Genomic DNA, 16,365 nt, shown 5'->3' on the forward strand with positions numbered 1-16,365 from the left:
GATTGTTATGGGAGCGGGGATCCCGACGATGCGGTCCGCTCCCGTGTATACAAAAACAAAAATAATGTGTCTCCAGGGTAACTTCAAGCCGTAAACGCCACCGACATTGCATACAAGAAATACTCCAAATTGACGACAATTTATGGAGCAAGGCACCTTGTTAGACCAATGTCGGGTATCCGCCAAGCCGAAGAAAACGGCCAAAAATGGCTTGAAAGCCGCGTCACAGGCGGGCTGAAGGCCCATGGAGGGATGACAAGGTTTCGCGTTGCTTCCAGCACAAAATGACTCTACTTTGTGTACAAACAGGCCAAAGACACGGAACTCCTCCATGAACCTGCACATCATCAATCCCAATACAACCGCCGGCATGACCGAGACCATCGGAGAAGCGGCCCGCAGGGTCAGTGCCCCGGATACCCGAATCGTCGCCACTCAACCCTCCCATGGCCCGGTCTCCATCGAGAGCCACTTCGACGAGGCCATCAGCGTCGTGGGGGTGCTCGAAGAGATACTGAACGGTGAAAAGGATGGCGCCGACGCCTACATCATTGCCTGCTTCGGCGACCCGGGCCTGCTCGCCGCCCGGGAACTGACCCAGGCGCCGGTGATCGGTATCGCCGAGGCGGCCTTTCACATGGCCACACTGATCAGCACCCGTTTCTCCGTCGTCACCACGCTGGCGCGCACCGGTATCATCGCCGAGCATCTGCTTGACCAGTATGGCTTCTCACACCATTGCCGCCGGGTACGGGCCGCCGAGATACCGGTACTTGATCTGGAGAACGATGGTGACGCCGCCCTCACCCGCATCATCGAGGAGTGCCGACGCGCCCGCGACGAAGACCAGATCGGCGCTATCGTTCTGGGCTGTGGCGGCATGGCCGATCTGACCGACACCATCTGCCGCGAGGTCGGCCTGCCGGTCGTCGAGGGCGTTACCGCCGCCGTCAAGCTGGCCGAGGCCCTGACCGGCCTGGGGCTTGGCACCAGCAAGTATGGCGATCTGGCCTTCCCACGCCCGAAACCCTTCAGCGGGCGTGACGAGAACTTCTCGAACCTGCAACCGACACGCCGATAGGCGCTTGACGCGCCCTGAACACCGACATGTGAGAGCTCATCTGGCGCTCACCACACCGCAAGCCCTCCTGACGGATGCGCAAAGATAACCACAACGCACTTGCGAGGACATCAGCATGAGCAACCCGACCTCCAGCCACGACGCGGCTCGAGCGGCCGCTACCCAACCCGGTGGCAGCGTCGATCACAAGGCGCCGGGGCAGGAATCCCTGGCTCCCCAGCAGACCCGGATCATGGGACGCGCCTCCTACTTTCTGGCCTGGTTCGGCGGCTGTGTCTCCATCGGCACCTTCGCCATGGGCTCGAGCGTTGTCGGCACCCTGAACCTGGTCCAGGCGACACTCGCCATCGCCATTGGCTGCTTCGTGATCGGCATCGCCCTGGCGCTGAACGGTGCCGCCGGCTACAAGTACGGCATTCCCTTCATGGTGCAGGCGCGTAGTGCCTTCGGCTTCACCGGCACTAGATTGCCGGGACTGGTACGCGCCGTGCCGGCGGTGGTGTGGTACGGCTTCCAGAGCTGGATCGGCGCCGGAGCGTTGAACATGGTGTCGACCACGCTGTTTGGCTTCGACAACCTGGTGTTCTACTTCATCACCTTCCAGCTGTTGCAGATCGCTCTCTCGGTGATGGGCTTCCAGGGTATCAAGTGGCTGGAGAATATCGGCAGCGCCTTCATCCTCGCCTCCCTGATGTACATGTTCTACGCCACCGTGCAGCGTTACGGTGATGAGCTCTCCACGAGCCTTCTGACCATGGAAGGTTCCTGGGGCATGCCCTTCTGGGGCGCCACCATGCTGTTCCTGGGCATCTACAGCACCATGATGCTCAACGTGAGCGACTACGCTCGAGAACACAGGCGTGGTACCGGCGCCGGGCTTCTGACCACCATCTACGCCATGTCGATCCTGCCCTGCACCCTGTTCATGGGACTGATCGGCTACATGGTGTCCGAGGCTACCGGCACCGCCGACCCGATCCAGGTATTTACCAACGCAGTCGACAACACGCCGCTGCTGATGGCCACCCTGCTGTTTATCGCCTTCGCCCAGGTCACCACCAATGTGCTCAACAATGTGGTGCCGCCGACCTATGTCCTCATGGACGTCTTCAAGATCAAGTTCAAGATCGCTACCGTGATCGTCGGCCTGCTCGCCTTCGCCACCTTCCCGTGGAAACTGGTTCAGCCAGACTCCGCCGATGGCCTGCAGCTCTTCGTTCAGACCTACTCCGCCTTTCTCGGCCCGATCTTCGCCATCCTGGTGGTGGACTACTTCCTGATCCGGCGTCGCACCCTGGACCTCGACAAGCTGTATAACGAGACCGGACCCTATCGGGGCGTCAACCCGGCCGCCCTTATCGCCACCGCCACAGGCATCATCGCCGCGCTGAGCTTCTCGTCAATATCCTGGTACGCGAGCCTGATCCCCGCGGGCATCACCTACTACCTCTTGATGAAGAACTGGGCACCCTGCCAGCGATTCTGTCAGTAAGGCACCTGCAGACCAGGCTCCCTGACCACGAACTTGGCCTTGCCTGGCAGTAAGGCCCGTCAATACAGCGAGACCAGAAGGCTTCACACATGACTCACATGTCCGACCAAGAGCTGAAGATCCGGCATATCGATCCCAGCCTCTACAACAAGGACCTGGCCCCCATCAAGAAGGCCGATCGCAACTGGGGCTGGTTTGAAATTTTCAACGTCTGGTCGAACGACATCCAGAGCCTGTTCGGTTACACCCTGGCTGCCTCGCTGTTCATCTCCTACGGCCTCAACGGCTGGGCGGTGATGGCAGCGATCATTCTCGCCGGCTTTGTGGTAATGCTGCTGGTCAACCTGAGCGGCAAGCCCAGCGTCAAGTATGGTGTCCCCTTTCCGGTGATGATTCGTGCCAGCATGGGAGTTCGCGGAGCCAACTTCCCTGCCATGCTGCGTGCCTTCAGCCAGCGAAGATGCGCTGCAGGTCGGGCGTTTCCTCCTCCTCCTCGGTAATCGACAGGGACTCCTCGATCGCCTTGAGGTGGCGACTCATGAACGCCGCGGCACGCTCGCCACTCTTCTCCTGCAGGTAGCCGATCAGATCCTCGTGGTCATGCGTCTCACACCCCAGATGACCAGGCTTGCCGTAGACCGCCAGAATCAACGAGGAGCGAAAGCAGAGCCGCTCGACGAAATCGGCCAGGGTGGCATTGCCGGCGAGGCGCGCCAGCCGCGTATGGAAATCAGCCGAATAACGAATCGCCGCACTGTGCTCGCCCTTTCGAAGGGCCCGCTGTTCCTTGTCGGAGATTTCTCGCAACGCATGGACGCTCTCCTCGTCGATGCGCCGTGCCACCTCGGGCATCAGTCCACACTCCACCATCTGGCGAGCCTCGAACACCTCCCGAGCCTCCTCGGCGGTAGGCCGCGTGACGCTGGCTCCGCGTCGCGGTGTGAGGGTGACCAGCTGCTCCAGCGCCAGCCGCTGGAGAATCTTGCGGATTCCGGTGCGACTGACCCCAAATACTTCGGCTAGAGCATCCTCGCGCAGGCGCGCACCGGGCTTGAGCCTATGCTCGATGATGGCATCGCTGATCGCCCGGTGGATCGCCTCGTGACGTTCGGCCCCATCCCCGTTCTTGCCGCGACGCCCCCGGACCTCCTGACGCTGGTTCATGTGACCTGGCTCCCTGTGGTTGGCTACCCATATTGTATACGCAAAAACCGGGGAATTTCGTCACTTGCTCGCCTACACACGGCCAGGTTGAGGAAGCCAACGGGAAGGCGGGTCAGCGGCATCACACACGGGCTTACAGGTCATGGCGACCAGGCGGCGATGGTGGCGCGCTCCTCCTCGGTAATGCCGGTGATATTGCCCAGGGGCATGTAGCCGCTGGCAACGACCTCCTGAATCTTGTGCATCTGCTGCAGAATCTGCTCGCCGGTGTCATAGGCCAGGCCGGCCGGCGGCGCATTGAAGCCAGGCTGGGTAGGGTCGCTGGCATGGCAGGCCACACAGCGGGACTCGATAATGGGCTGCACCTCGGCAAGCGATACGCTGGCGGACATCCGGGCCTGTCCCGCACTGGCGCCGACGGTCGGCATGGCGACCCAGAAGGCGACGGCGATCAGGGCCGTTCCGGCGATCGGATAGGCGGGCTGTATCCTGCCGGCATGCATCAACACGAAGAACTGGCGGATCAGGGCGCCGGCGAAGATAAACAGCGACATGATCACCCACGCAGACTCGTGGGAGTAGGCGAAGGAGTAGTGGTTGCTGATCATCAGCAAGACCACCGGCAGCGTGAAGTAGGTGTTGTGCACCGAGCGCTGCTTGCCTCGCTTGCCATCCAGCGGATTGGGCGCCTCGCCGGCCTTCATCGCCTTCACCATGCGGCGCTGGCCCGGGATGATCCAGAAGAAGACATTGGCCGACATGGCGGTGGCCATCACCGCGCCGGTCAACAGAAAGGCCGCGCGTCCCGAGAAGATCTGAACGCTGAGATAGGAGACCACCACCATCATTACCGCCACCGCGACACCGAGCAGACCGTCACGGGTCATGTCGGGGCTGATGCGCTTGCATAGCTCGTTGTAGACCACCCAGCCGCCGAGCAGGAACAGCAGCGCCACCACATTGGCCTGCCAGCCACTCATGTTGGCGGCCCACTCCCAGCTGGCATTGGGGTTGACCAGGTAGAAGCTGGGGTTGGCCATGTAGAGCAGGATGAATAGCGCGAAGCCCGACAGCCAGGTGGTGTAGGCCTTCCAGAACGACCAGTGAAGGTCCTCGGGCAGCTTGGCCGGCGCCGTGGCGTATTTCTGATTGTGGTAGAACCCGCCGCCATGCACCGCCCACATCTCGCCGAACACCCCCTTGTCGCGATCCTCGGCGGCCTTGGGGGTACGTAGCCCATTATCCAGCATCACGAAATAGATCGACTCCCCGATCCAGGCAATCGCTGCGATGACATGTAGCCAGCGCAGCATGAAGTTTCCGAAGTCCAGCAGGTAGGCTTGCATAAGAGGCCTCGTCTAACGTCTTGTTATGGGCTGTCGGCGAGAGGGCTTTCCTCAGCTACCGCGATAGGTGGAGTAGCCATAGGGCGAGAGCAGCAGTGGCACATGGTAATGCGCATCGGCATCGGCCACGCCGAAGCGCAGCGGAATCACATCGAGGAAGCGCGGCTCCTCGGCCTCGACACCCTGAGCGCGCAGATAGTCCCCGGCATGGAAGACCAGCTCATACTGACCAGTGACGAACGCCTCACCCTCGAGGATCGGACCGTCGCAGCGGCCATCGTCATTGGTCACCACTTCCTTGAGGCGAGTGCGCCGCTCGCCCTCCAGCCGGTAGACCTCTATGCGGATACCCTCGCCCGGGCATCCCTTGGCGGTGTCGAGTACGTGGGTGGTCAGGCGTCCCATGGTGATACTCCTTGGTGTCACTTCGTGAGTTGTCGAGATAAGGGCCGGATTCGTTTGTTGATATCGGCTGCTCAGGGTTAACCTGAGAGCATGAAGACAGTTTTAGCCATTTTAGGGGTACATTTCAAAATAATTTTTGTATACATTTAGTCGACACCCTCACGACAAACTGCCTGGACAATCGTCGTGATCCCCTGCCACGCCCCGCCAAGGAGAATGACAATGAGCCACAACACCCTTACTCCGCTCCCAAGCCAGCTGGACAAGTCCGCCTTCGTGACCGCTTACGGGGAGATCTACGAGCACTCTCCCTGGGTTGCCGAGCTGGCCTGGGAGCAGGGACTGAACACTGACCACGACTCGCCCGCAGGCCTGGCGAAGGCCATGGGTGAGGTACTGACCGACGCCTCCGCCGAACAACAGCTCGCGGTGATTCGCGCCCACCCTGACCTCGCCGGCAAGGCCGCCGTCGCCGGTGAGCTGACCGACGACTCGACCCGGGAGCAGGCTGGCGCCGGCCTGGATCAGTGTTCACCGGAGGAGATGGCACGCTTCGAGCGGCTCAACGACGCCTACAAGGAGAAGTTCGGCTTTCCCTTCGTGATGGCCGTCAAGGGCAACGACCGTTATGCCATCCTGAACGCATTCGAGACCCGGCTCGAGAATGACCCCGCCGAGGAGCGCCGCACCGCGGTGGAACAGATCAACCGCATCGCCCGCTTCCGCCTCGAGGCACGAGCCGAAGCCAACGCCTGACGCGCCTTCTCCCGATCGACGGCTCTTCTTCCTGCCGATCAGCCGGGCAAGGCGCCGGGCAACCGGCGCCGGGCAACCGGCGCCCCCATGCACCGAGCACGACACCGCCCGGCATCATGCCGGGCGGTGTCGTGGTACAGGCGTTACATTAATGGGCCTCGTCAGGTCAGCGATTGACACGGGGCGCAGTACCGAGGGAGATGTCACCCTCGGTATCGGCGCCCGACAACGGCTAAGCGTCAGACCCCTGCCCTGCAGCCGCGGCGTCGGCCCGTGCAATCTCTTCGCGTTCACGCCGCTCGTCGGCCAGAGATCGACTCGGCAGCACGATATTGAGCACGAAGGAGGTGATCGCCGCCACCACGATCGGCGCGCCCCCGATAACGCTCTGAACCATCTGCGGAAACTGCTCGATGGCCGCCGGCACCTGGGAGATACCCAGGGCCAGGGCCAGGGAGAGGCCGACGATGGTCACGTTGCGGGCCGAAAGCTCATCCTTGATGAGCAGCTGGATCCCGGTCATGGTGATCATCCCGAACACCGTGACCGTCGCACCGCCCAGTACCGGATAGGGGATGGTGGTCATGATGGCGCTGAACTTGGGGCTCAGGCCAGCGAGCACCATGAACAGGCCGGCGATGGCCAGCACCGACCGGCTGATTACCTTGGTCATGGCCACGATGCCGACGTTCTGGCTGAAAGTGGAGGTCGGCACGTAGGCGAAGCCCACACCGAAGATCGCCGGCAGCCGTGCGCCGAACTTCCACACCCCGTAGAGGTGGAACAGGGTGCAGATCCCTGAGGCGAGCACCGCCACCTGGATCAGCAGCAGCTTCTCCTGAGGCGTGGAGCCGACCACCCCCGCGATGATGATCGGCGGGGTAATCACGCCGGCGATCATCGCCAGCACATGCTGCAGCGAGATAGGCAGCGCCTTGTAGATCGGCGGCCGCCCCTGGAAGTCGAATAGGGAGATGTTGCGCGTCTTGGTTGTCATGGGGCTATCCGGGACTGTTGTTATACGTCGCCAACCAATACAGCATGTCGACACTAAATAAAATTAATAGCGCCCTTTTTAGATACAAAGTTGTATACACTTTAACTGCTTGACGGAGGACAGACACTCCAGCCGCTTCGGCGCCTCGACGAGATCACGACACCTTCTAGACTGAAGGGAAGAAAGAGCCGGAGTGGATTCCCCATGTTTCAACACCGACGTGACGCAGCCGAACGCCTGGCCACGAGGCTCAGCCACCTGCGTGGCCTACACCCACTGGTGCTGGCCATTCCCCGTGGTGGGGTGCCCATGGGGCGAGTCATCGCCGACGCCCTGCAGGGGGAGCTAGACGTGGTGCTGGTGCGCAAGATCGGTGCACCGGGCAATCCGGAATACGCCATCGGCGCGGTCAGTGAGGATGGCAGCGTGCACCTGGAGGAGGAGGCACGGCACTGCCGGGAGGAGTGGCTGGCCGATGCGATTGCCCGCCAGCGGGAGTTGATCGAGGAGCGCCGCCGGCGCTATACCCCGGTGCGCAGCCCCATCGATCCGACGGGGCGCATCCTGGTGGTGGTGGATGACGGCAGCGCCACCGGCGCGACCATGGCCGCGGCACTGGCGACCCTTCGCCAGCGCCATCCCGCACGCCTGATCGCCGCCCTGGGCGTGGCGCCGCCCGACACCGTGGCGCGGCTGGAGACGCTGGCCGACGAGGTGGTCTGTATCGGGGTGCCCGGGCACTTCGCCGCCGTGGGCCAGTTCTTTACCGATTTCGATCAGGTCAGCGACGACGAGGTGGTGGCCCTGCTTGCCGCCGACGATGACGCTACGTCAGCCACGCCCTGACCCACCGTCGGTGCGGGCCGCCTCAGCGATAGGCACCCTCGATGTCGGTGATGCGCATGGCATGCCGCCCCAGCCCACCGTGCAGATCCAGCATGCGCTCGAGCCAGGCATGGACCGGATCGGCATTGGAGACCAGATCGGCGCTGGAAACGCAGCGCGCCCACATGAAGTTGCCGAACACCAGATAGTCGGCTGCCGCCGGGGACGCTCCGTCGATGAACTCCGACTCCTTGAGCAGGCCGCGCAGCGGTTCGAGCGCCGCATCGAGCTGGGCGAGTCCCCTGGAGGGCGAGTGAAACTCCTCCAGCGTACGGCCGAAGCGTTTTTCACGCGTTTCGCGGAAGTAGTCCCGGTCATCGGGATGAATCGCATTGAGCAGATCCATGATGATCGTACGCAGCATGGCCGGTGCCAGGGTGCGCTCGGCAAAATGCTTGAAGAAGCGGGCGCGCGCCGCGGCCAGCCCTTCACCGATCAGTGGCGCCTCCGGGTAGGTGCGGTCCAGGTAGCGCAGGATCTCATAGCTGTCGGTCACGACCGTTTCGCCATCGACCAGCACCGGCACCTTGTCATGATCGGCGAACGCCAGGGCCTCCCGGTCGGTGAAGCGCCACGGCCGCGCCTCGACTTCCAGCCCCTTGTGAGCCAGGGCATATCGCACGCGCCAGCAGAATGGCGAGAAGCGCAGCTCCTCGTCGACACCACACAGGTCATACAGTACTCGAGACATACGAACCTCTCCTCAGCGTAAAGGGCAATCACCCGACGAAGTCTGCCAGGCTCCTGGACCCGGTGTCAGGCCGCTCACCATGCTCACCCTCGGCGAGGCTGCTGTCCATTAGTCTAATAAACACTTGGGGTTTAACGGCCCCCGTCCCCTGCCGATTTTTAAATTTCATCTTCTTATCAGTCGGTTAGCGATAAGGCGACGGATAGACAAACTATCGAAATATTGGTCATACCAACTTTCCAGAGATGGAAAGCCTCTCCTTGACGCCGTAATGTCCGGCTAGCTGAACATTCGGCCGATCCCCTTTGGTCACAACAACGACTCCCGATCGAGGAACCCTATCCATGAATGACACCCTTCTCGCACTGCTGGCCTTCGCGCCCCTGGTGCTTGCCGGCGTGCTGCTCATCGGTCTGCGCATGGCGGCCAGGACCGCCATGCCGATCGTCTTCGTGGTCACCGCCATCATCGCCCTGTTTGCCTGGGAGATGACCGCCACCCGCGTCATGGCCTCTACCCTCCAGGGCCTGATGCTCACGGTATCGATCCTGTGGATCATCTTCGGTGCCATCCTGCTGCTCAACACCCTGAAGCATTCGGGCGGCATCAAGGCCATCCGCAACGGCTTCTCCGGCATCAGCCCCGATCGCCGCGTCCAGGCAATCATCGTCGCCTGGCTGTTCGGCTGCTTTATCGAGGGCGCCTCCGGCTTCGGCACCCCCGCCGCCGTCGCGGCCCCGCTGATGGTGGCACTGGGCTTCCCGGCACTGGCCGCCGTGGTGGTGGGAATGATGATCCAGTCCACACCGGTCTCCTTCGGTGCCGTCGGCACCCCCATCGTGGTGGGCGTCTCCGGTGGCCTGGACCGCACCGGCATCACCGAGACCCTCGAGGCCGGCGGGGCCAGCTGGATGGAGTACTTCCATCTGATCGCCGGTGAGGTCGCGGTGACCCACGGCATCGTCGGCATCCTGATGCCCTTGATCATGGTGGTCGTCATGGTGCGCTTCTTCGGTGCCAACCGCTCCTGGAGGGAGGGGCTCTCCATCGCCCCCTTCGCTCTCTTCGCCGGGATCAGCTTCGTGGTGCCCTACATGCTGGCCGGCGTGCTGCTGGGGCCGGAGTTCCCGTCGATGATCGGTGCCATGGTCGGTCTGGCCATCGTCGTGCCGGCCGCTCGCCGCGGCTTCCTGATCCCCAGCGACACCTGGGACTTTCCGGAGAGCAACGCCTGGCCCGACTACTGGATCGGCAAGCTCGAGATCAAGCTGGATGACGTCACCGGCAAGGCACCGGTCTCCACCCTGATGGGCTGGGTACCCTATGTGCTGCTGGCTGTGATCCTGGTCGCCTCGCGCACCATCGACCCCCTCAAGAGTGCGCTGACGTCGTTCTCCCTCGGCTGGAGCAATATCCTCGGCGAGGCAGGAGTCTCCGGCGCCATCCAGCCCCTCTACCTGCCGGGTGGCATCCTGCTGATGGTGGTGCTGCTCACCGCCCTGCTCCACCGCATGCGCATGGGCGAGATCAAGGCGGCCTTCGGCGAGTCCACCCGAACCATCCTCGGCGCCGGCTTCGTACTGATCTTCACCATTCCCATGGTGCGGATCCTGATCAACTCGGGTGTCAATGCCGCCGACCTGGTCTCCATGCCGGTCGCCATGGCCCAGCTGGTGGCCAACAGCGTGGGTGATATCTACCCCTTCTTCGCCCCCGCCGTGGGCGCACTGGGGGCCTTTATCGCCGGCTCCAACACGGTCTCCAACCTGATGCTGGCCGACTTCCAGTTCAATGTCGCCCAGCAGCTCGGCCTCTCCACCGCCTTCATGGTGGCCCTGCAGGCCGTGGGTGCCGCCGCGGGCAACATGATCGCGATCCACAACGTGGTCGCCGCCTCGGCCACGGTGGGCCTGCTCGGCCGCGAGGGCGAGACCATCCGCAAGACGATCCTGCCGACGATCTACTACCTCGTCGCCACCGGGATCATCGCGCTGGTCGCCTTCTATCTGCTGGGCATCGGCGATCCCCTGCTCGGCCTCGGCTGACCGGGCCACGCCGTCGCAAACACATCGCCCCCGGCATTGCCGGGGGCGATGGCGTCTCGAGGCGCTGGCCGAGCTACGGTGACGGCTGGCGGCGGGGTTACTCCCAACCCTCCAGCCGCATCGTCGATCGCTCGAGGCGCTCGTCCTCGGCCTCGATCTCGCGCAGGGCCTCGCCGATGCTGTTCAGGTGCTCCAGCGCCACACGACGCGCCAGCTGCGGCTTGCCCTTGACCACGGCATCATGCAGGCGCGCATGCTGACGATTGATCATCTCGCGGGGTTGCGGACGATGATAGAGATTCTTCACCGAGGCGAAGACCGAACTGAGCAGCAGCTCGGTCAGGTTCTGCAGGGTATGTACCAGCACCGGGTTATGGGAGGCCTGGGAGATCGCCAGATGGAAGGCGTGGTCGAGCCTCGCCAGACGCTCCACATCGATGGGATCGGCGCTTGCCACATAGTCGGCCATCTCCCGATAGCGCCGGGTGATCAGGACCCTATCCGCCGGATTGCCGCGACTGGCGGCCAGCTGCGCCGACTCCCCCTCGAGCAGGGCTCGCACCTCGAGCAGATCGAACAGGGTCCGCGGGTGGTCGCGAAACAGGTGCATCAACGGGCTCTGCTCGCGCGCCGGAAGCAGCGCGGCCACCGTGGAGCCACGGCCGTGACGGGTCTCGATGATGCCCTTGCTGCGCAGGATGCGCATCCCCTCGCGCAGCGAGGCGCGGGACACGCCAAGCCGCTCGCACAGCCGCCGCTCCGAGGGCAGCAGCTGGCCGGTACGGAAGATTCCGTCCAGGATCAGCCGCTCGAGGCGCGCGGCCACCCCCTCCGGGGTGCGCTGTCCGCCGAGTGATTCCTCATGGGTCAACACCTTGGCATCCTCCGATCAGACCAAACATCTGGTCTGACCAGTGCACCACAAGCTGGACAGCAGCGCCAGCGCTGCCAGGATAGGAGAGTGGTGAAGCATGCCGCAGGGCACGCCACGCACCCACGAGCCGCCATCCCGGACCTTCCACCTTGACGATACGTATGGGGAATCCCCGATGAATACACAGTACGACGCTCGGCTCGATGGCGAGCCACCCCTTCTTGACCAGGCCGAGGTTCTGGCCGACCTTCGCCAGGCACTGCCCGACATGGCGCTGCTGCATCGCGAGGAGGACCTGCGCCCCTTCGAGTGCGACGGCCTCTCCGCCTATCGCGCCCTGCCCATGCTGGTGGCGCTGCCCGAGACACTCGCCCAGGTCGAGACCCTGCTCAAGCGCTGTCATGCCCTGGGCGTACCGGTGGTGACCCGCGGTGCCGGCACCGGCCTGTCGGGCGGCGCCCTGCCGCTTGCGCACGGGGTGCTGCTGGTGATGTCACGCTTCAGTCGTATCCTCGAGATCGACCCCGATGCGCGCACCGCGCGGGTACAGCCCGGGGTACGCAACCTGGCGATCTCCGAGGCGGCGGCCCCCTACGGGCTCTATTACGCCCCGGACCCCTCCTCCCAGATCGCCTGCTCCATCGGCGGCAACGTGGCCGAGAATGCCGGCGGCGTGCACTGCCTCAAGTACGGCCTCACCGTGCATAACGTGATCAAGGTCGAGGTGATGACCATCGAGGGCGAGCACATGACCCTGGGCGCCGACGCCCTGGATGCGCCCGGCTTCGATCTGCTGGCCCTGTTCAACGGCTCCGAGGGCATGCTCGGCGTGGTCACCGAAATCACCGTCAAGCTGCTGCCCAAGCCCGAGAGCGCCAAGGTCCTGATGGCCAGCTTCGACGACATCGAGAAGGCCGGCGATGCCGTGGGTGCCATCATCGCCGCGGGCATCATTCCCGGGGGGCTGGAGATGATGGACAACCTGGCCATTCGCGCCGCCGAGGACTTCATCGGCGCCGGCTACCCGGTGGAGGCCGAGGCGATCCTGCTGTGTGAACTGGACGGTGTCGAGGCGGACGTGGACGACGACTGTCAGACCGTGCGTCGCGTGCTGGAGAAAGCCGGCGCGACCGGTATCCAGCAGGCCCGTGATGAAGCCGAGCGCGCGCTGTTCTGGGCCGGTCGCAAGAACGCCTTTCCCGCCGTGGGCCGCATGTCGCCTGACTACTACTGCATGGATGGCACCATTCCTCGTCGCGAGCTGGCCCGCGTGCTCAAGGGCATCGGCGATCTCGGCGAGGAGTATGGCCTGCGCGTGGCCAACGTCTTCCACGCCGGCGACGGCAACATGCACCCGCTGATCCTGTTCGATGCCAACCAGCCCGGCGAGTTCGAGCGGGCCGAGGCGCTCGGCAGCCGCATCCTCGAGCTCTGCGTCGAGGTGGGTGGCACCATCACCGGCGAGCATGGCGTGGGCCGCGAGAAGATCCATCAGATGTGCGTGCAGTTCACTCCCTGCGAACTGGCCACCTTCCGCGCCGCCAAGGCGGCCTTCGATCCCAGGGAGCTGCTCAATCCGGGCAAGAACATCCCCACGCCGGCCCGCTGCTCCGAGTTCCGCCTGACCAAGAGCGCCGGCGATGCTCCCGCCCCGACCCAGGCCCCGAAGAGCCACGGCTGAGAGACACAAGACATGGTGACCATGAACGACACCCCGAGCCGCGACATTATCAACCACGATGCCAGTGAGGCGCTGGCCGAACGCATCCGCCGTGCCGAGGCGGAGGGCTCACCGCTACGCATCGTCGGCGGCGACACCAAGGCCTTCTACGGGCGTGAAGTGGAAGGAGAAGCCCTGTCCACCCGCGAGCACCGCGGCATCACCGAGTACGACCCGGTGGAACTGATCGTCTCGGTACGCGCCGGCACCCCGCTGCGCGAGCTGGAAAGCGTGCTGGCGGCCAACGGCCAGATGCTGCCCTGCGAGCCCCCCCACTTCGGCGAGGAGGCCACGGTCGGCGGCATGATCGCCACCGGCCTCTCCGGCCCGCGCCGCCCCTGGGCGGGCAGCGTGCGCGACTTCGTGCTGGGCACCCGCATCATCACCCGCCAGGGCAGCGAACAGCGCTTCGGCGGGCAGGTGATGAAGAATGTCGCCGGCTACGACCTCTCGCGCCTGATGGTAGGCGCCCAGGGCACCCTGGGGCTGATCACCGAGGTCTCCATGAAGGTGCTGCCACTGCCGGCGGCCACCCGCAGCCTGCACCTGGAGATGTCGCTGCCGGAAGCCCTCGAGAAGCTCGCCGAGTGGGGTCGGGAACCCCTGCCGATTACCGCCGCCGCCTGGCTTGAAGGCGCCCTGCACCTGCGCCTCGAAGGGGGCCCCAGCTCGGTGGAGGCGACCGCCAGGCGCCTCGGGGGGGACGAACTCCTCGATGGTTTCTGGGAGGCCCTGCGGGAACAGCAGCTGGCGTTCTTCGGCGCCGAGAGTGCTCGCCCGATCTGGCGACTCTCGCTGCCACACCACACCCCGGCGCTCGAGCTGCCCGGCGTGTCTCACGAGACCGATGTGCTTTACGACTGGGCCGGCACCCAGCGCTGGGTGCGCAGCGATGCCGGCCCCGAAGCGATGCGCGCGATAGCCAGCCAGGCCGGTGGCCATGCCACCCGCTGGGGTGGCCCGGGCGGCGCCCCCCAGGAGGCCCCCTTCACGCCCCTCGCCCCGGTGGTCGAGAAATATCATCGCAATCTGAAGACGCAGCTGGACCCCCAGGGGATCTTCAACCCGGGCCGGCTCTACGCGGCACTCTGAGATACACGGAGAGACGTCAAACATGCAGACGCATTTCACCGCCGAAGACCTCCAGAAACCGCATATCCGCGAGGCCGACCGGGTGCTGCGCAGCTGTGTTCACTGTGGCTTCTGCAACGCCACCTGCCCTACCTACCAGCTGCTGGGGGATGAGCGCGACGGGCCCCGTGGGCGCATCTACCTGATCAAGGAGATGCTCGAGGCGCCAGAGGAGAGCGACAAGGTCACCGAACAGACTCGCCTCCATCTCGACCGCTGCCTGACCTGTCGCAACTGCGAGACCACCTGCCCCTCCGGGGTCGAGTATCACAAGCTGCTCGATATCGGCCGCGCCGAGATCGAGCGCCGGGTCCCTCGCAAGGCGTCGGAGCGGGCACTGCGCTATGGCCTGCGCAAGGCCCTGGTCGACCCGAAACGCTTTCAGGCCCTGTTCAAGCTGGGTCTCACCTTCCGGCCGCTGGTACCAGGCCCCCTGAAGGAGAAGATGCCCCCGGCCCCGGTGGATGCCGGCCAGCGCCCGTCTGGCAAGCGTCACGCCCGGCAGATGCTGATTCTCGAGGGCTGTGTGCAGCCTGGCCTGTCACCCAACACCAATGCCGCCACCGCCCGGGTGCTGGACCGCCTGGGTATCGGCCTCGTTCCGGTGAGTGAGGCCGGCTGCTGCGGCGCCATCGACTTCCACCTCAACGCCCAGGACGAGGGGCGCGCCCGGGCGCGGGCCAATATCGACGCCTGGTGGCCACATATCGATAAGGAGGGTGAAGCGGGGGTGGAGGCGATCGTACAGACCGCCAGCGGCTGCGGCGCCTTCGTCAAGGAGTACGCCGAGATCCTGGCCGACGACCCCGACTATGCCGACAAGGCCGCCCGGGTGAGTGAGCTGGCCCGGGATCTGGTCGAGGTGCTGCGGGACGAGGAGCTCGACACCCTCGAGGTAGCACAGTCCCGGCGCCTCGCCTTCCACTGTCCCTGCACCCTGCAGCACGCCCAGAAGCTGGGGGGTGCCGTGGAAGGCGTGCTGACCCGGCTCGGCTTCACGCTGACGCCGGTGGCCGACGCCCATCTCTGCTGCGGTTCGGCCGGCACCTACTCCATCACCCAGCCCGAGCTCTCCATGCAGCTGCGTGACAACAAGCTCGACAACCTGGAGGCCGGCAGTCCCGAGGTGATCGTGACGGCCAATATCGGCTGCCAGACCCATCTCAATGGTGCCAACCGCACAACGGTGCGCCACTGGATCGAAATCGTGGATGAGGCATTAACACCAGCTACGAGCAACGAGCCTCGAGCCGCAAGCGGCTAGTAGCCCGAAGCCCGAAGCTCGAAGCTCGAAGCCCGAAGCTCGAAGCTCGAAGCTCGAAGCTCGAAGCCAATATCAACCCAGGAGACCACTCATGAAGACCAAGCCCGCCCTGACCCTGACCGACGTCAACGCCATCCTCGATGCCGCCCAGAAGGAGGCCGAAGCCAACGGCTGGGGCGTGACCATCGCCGTTGCCGATGACGGCGGCCACCTGCTTGGCCTGCGCCGCATGGACGGCGCGCCCCCCTTCAGCGCCGATGTGGCCACCCAGAAGGCCCGCAATGCCGCCATCGGCCGTCGCGAGACCCAGGCCTTCGAGGAGATGATCAACGGTGGCCGCACCGCCTTCGTCACCGCCCCCATGCAGTCACTGCTCGCCGGCGGCGTGCCGGTGCTGGTAGAGGGTGAGGTCGCCGGCACCGTCGGCATCTCCGGCGTCAAGCCCGATCAGGACGTGCAGATCGCCCGCGCCGGCGTCGCCGCCATCGTCTGACCCCCCTTGCCGAGCAGGGAT

The 16,365-nt window shown here is 64.5% G+C and carries 15 protein-coding genes and 1 pseudogene; 10 read left to right on the forward strand and 6 right to left on the reverse strand.

Annotated elements, in window-relative coordinates; translation table 11 throughout:
* Positions 1-331: 331 nt before the first annotated feature.
* The 3 genes and pseudogenes from E0702_RS12675 to E0702_RS12685 form a co-directional block, all read left to right on the forward strand.
* On the forward strand, positions 332-1,081 hold the full coding sequence (locus E0702_RS12675) for an aspartate/glutamate racemase family protein (protein ID WP_132044397.1): 750 nt from the start codon (positions 332-334) through the stop codon (positions 1,079-1,081).
* Between the two features lie 115 nt (positions 1,082-1,196).
* Positions 1,197-2,573 carry an NCS1 family transporter gene (locus tag E0702_RS12680; protein WP_132044399.1) on the forward strand — a complete coding sequence of 459 codons (1,377 nt, stop codon included), beginning with the start codon at positions 1,197-1,199 and terminating at the stop codon, positions 2,571-2,573.
* Positions 2,574-2,671: 98 nt separating this feature from the next.
* Positions 2,672-3,019, forward strand: a pseudogene (locus E0702_RS12685) (cytosine permease); the annotation flags it as partial.
* A gap of 1 nt (position 3,020) precedes the next feature.
* Here the strand turns inward: E0702_RS12685 and E0702_RS12690 are convergent.
* The 3 genes from E0702_RS12690 to uraH all read right to left on the reverse strand — a co-directional run bounded on the left by E0702_RS12690 (position 3,021) and on the right by uraH (position 5,488).
* Positions 3,021-3,737 carry a GntR family transcriptional regulator gene (locus tag E0702_RS12690; RefSeq protein WP_132044401.1) on the reverse strand — a complete coding sequence of 239 codons (717 nt, stop codon included), beginning with the start codon at positions 3,735-3,737 and terminating at the stop codon, positions 3,021-3,023.
* 140 nt (positions 3,738-3,877) lie between these two features.
* Positions 3,878-5,083, reverse strand: a complete 1,206-nt coding sequence (locus E0702_RS12695) for a urate hydroxylase PuuD (protein WP_132044403.1) — start codon at positions 5,081-5,083, stop codon at positions 3,878-3,880.
* Positions 5,084-5,134: 51 nt separating this feature from the next.
* Positions 5,135-5,488 (reverse strand): hydroxyisourate hydrolase, encoded by a 354-nt coding sequence (uraH, locus tag E0702_RS12700; RefSeq protein WP_132044405.1) that lies wholly within the window; start codon positions 5,486-5,488, stop codon positions 5,135-5,137.
* A gap of 222 nt (positions 5,489-5,710) precedes the next feature.
* Here uraH and uraD point away from each other — a divergent pair, with 222 nt between their 5' ends.
* Positions 5,711-6,244, forward strand: coding sequence for a 2-oxo-4-hydroxy-4-carboxy-5-ureidoimidazoline decarboxylase (gene uraD, locus E0702_RS12705; RefSeq protein WP_132044407.1), 534 nt, complete (start codon positions 5,711-5,713; stop codon positions 6,242-6,244).
* Positions 6,245-6,476: 232 nt separating this feature from the next.
* On the opposite strand, the gene E0702_RS12710 is transcribed toward uraD, so the two are convergent.
* Positions 6,477-7,241, reverse strand: coding sequence for a solute carrier family 23 protein (locus E0702_RS12710; protein ID WP_132044409.1), 765 nt, complete (start codon positions 7,239-7,241; stop codon positions 6,477-6,479).
* A 204-nt stretch (positions 7,242-7,445) separates the two neighbouring features.
* Between E0702_RS12710 and E0702_RS12715 the strand changes: the two genes are divergently transcribed.
* Complete coding sequence (locus tag E0702_RS12715; RefSeq protein ID WP_132044411.1) at positions 7,446-8,087, forward strand: phosphoribosyltransferase; 642 nt, start codon at positions 7,446-7,448, stop codon at positions 8,085-8,087.
* Between the two features lie 22 nt (positions 8,088-8,109).
* Here E0702_RS12715 and E0702_RS12720 read toward each other — a convergent pair whose 3' ends face one another.
* Positions 8,110-8,817, reverse strand: a complete 708-nt coding sequence (locus E0702_RS12720) for a glutathione S-transferase N-terminal domain-containing protein (protein WP_132044413.1) — start codon at positions 8,815-8,817, stop codon at positions 8,110-8,112.
* Positions 8,818-9,161: 344 nt separating this feature from the next.
* Here E0702_RS12720 and E0702_RS12725 point away from each other — a divergent pair, with 344 nt between their 5' ends.
* On the forward strand, positions 9,162-10,862 hold the full coding sequence (locus E0702_RS12725) for an L-lactate permease (RefSeq protein WP_132044415.1): 1,701 nt from the start codon (positions 9,162-9,164) through the stop codon (positions 10,860-10,862).
* A gap of 97 nt (positions 10,863-10,959) precedes the next feature.
* Here E0702_RS12725 and glcC read toward each other — a convergent pair whose 3' ends face one another.
* Positions 10,960-11,736 (reverse strand): transcriptional regulator GlcC, encoded by a 777-nt coding sequence (gene glcC / locus E0702_RS12730; RefSeq protein ID WP_205741929.1) that lies wholly within the window; start codon positions 11,734-11,736, stop codon positions 10,960-10,962.
* Between the two features lie 175 nt (positions 11,737-11,911).
* Between glcC and glcD the strand changes: the two genes are divergently transcribed.
* The 4 genes from glcD (at position 11,912) to E0702_RS12750 (ending at position 16,344) form a co-directional block, all read left to right on the forward strand.
* Complete coding sequence (gene glcD / locus E0702_RS12735) at positions 11,912-13,417, forward strand: glycolate oxidase subunit GlcD (RefSeq protein WP_132044417.1); 1,506 nt, start codon at positions 11,912-11,914, stop codon at positions 13,415-13,417.
* Between the two features lie 12 nt (positions 13,418-13,429).
* Entirely contained in the window at positions 13,430-14,548 is a 1,119-nt protein-coding gene (gene glcE, locus E0702_RS12740) for a glycolate oxidase subunit GlcE (protein ID WP_132044419.1), read from the forward strand.
* A 22-nt stretch (positions 14,549-14,570) separates the two neighbouring features.
* A complete protein-coding gene (gene glcF, locus E0702_RS12745; protein ID WP_132044421.1) occupies positions 14,571-15,851 on the forward strand; it encodes a glycolate oxidase subunit GlcF in 1,281 nt (426 codons plus the stop codon).
* 91 nt (positions 15,852-15,942) lie between these two features.
* A complete protein-coding gene (locus E0702_RS12750; RefSeq protein ID WP_132044423.1) occupies positions 15,943-16,344 on the forward strand; it encodes a GlcG/HbpS family heme-binding protein in 402 nt (133 codons plus the stop codon).
* The last annotated feature ends 21 nt before the right edge of the window (positions 16,345-16,365 follow it).

The sequence above is a fragment of the Halomonas marinisediminis genome (genome assembly GCF_004347715.1).
Lineage (GTDB): Bacteria > Pseudomonadota > Gammaproteobacteria > Pseudomonadales > Halomonadaceae > Halomonas > Halomonas icarae.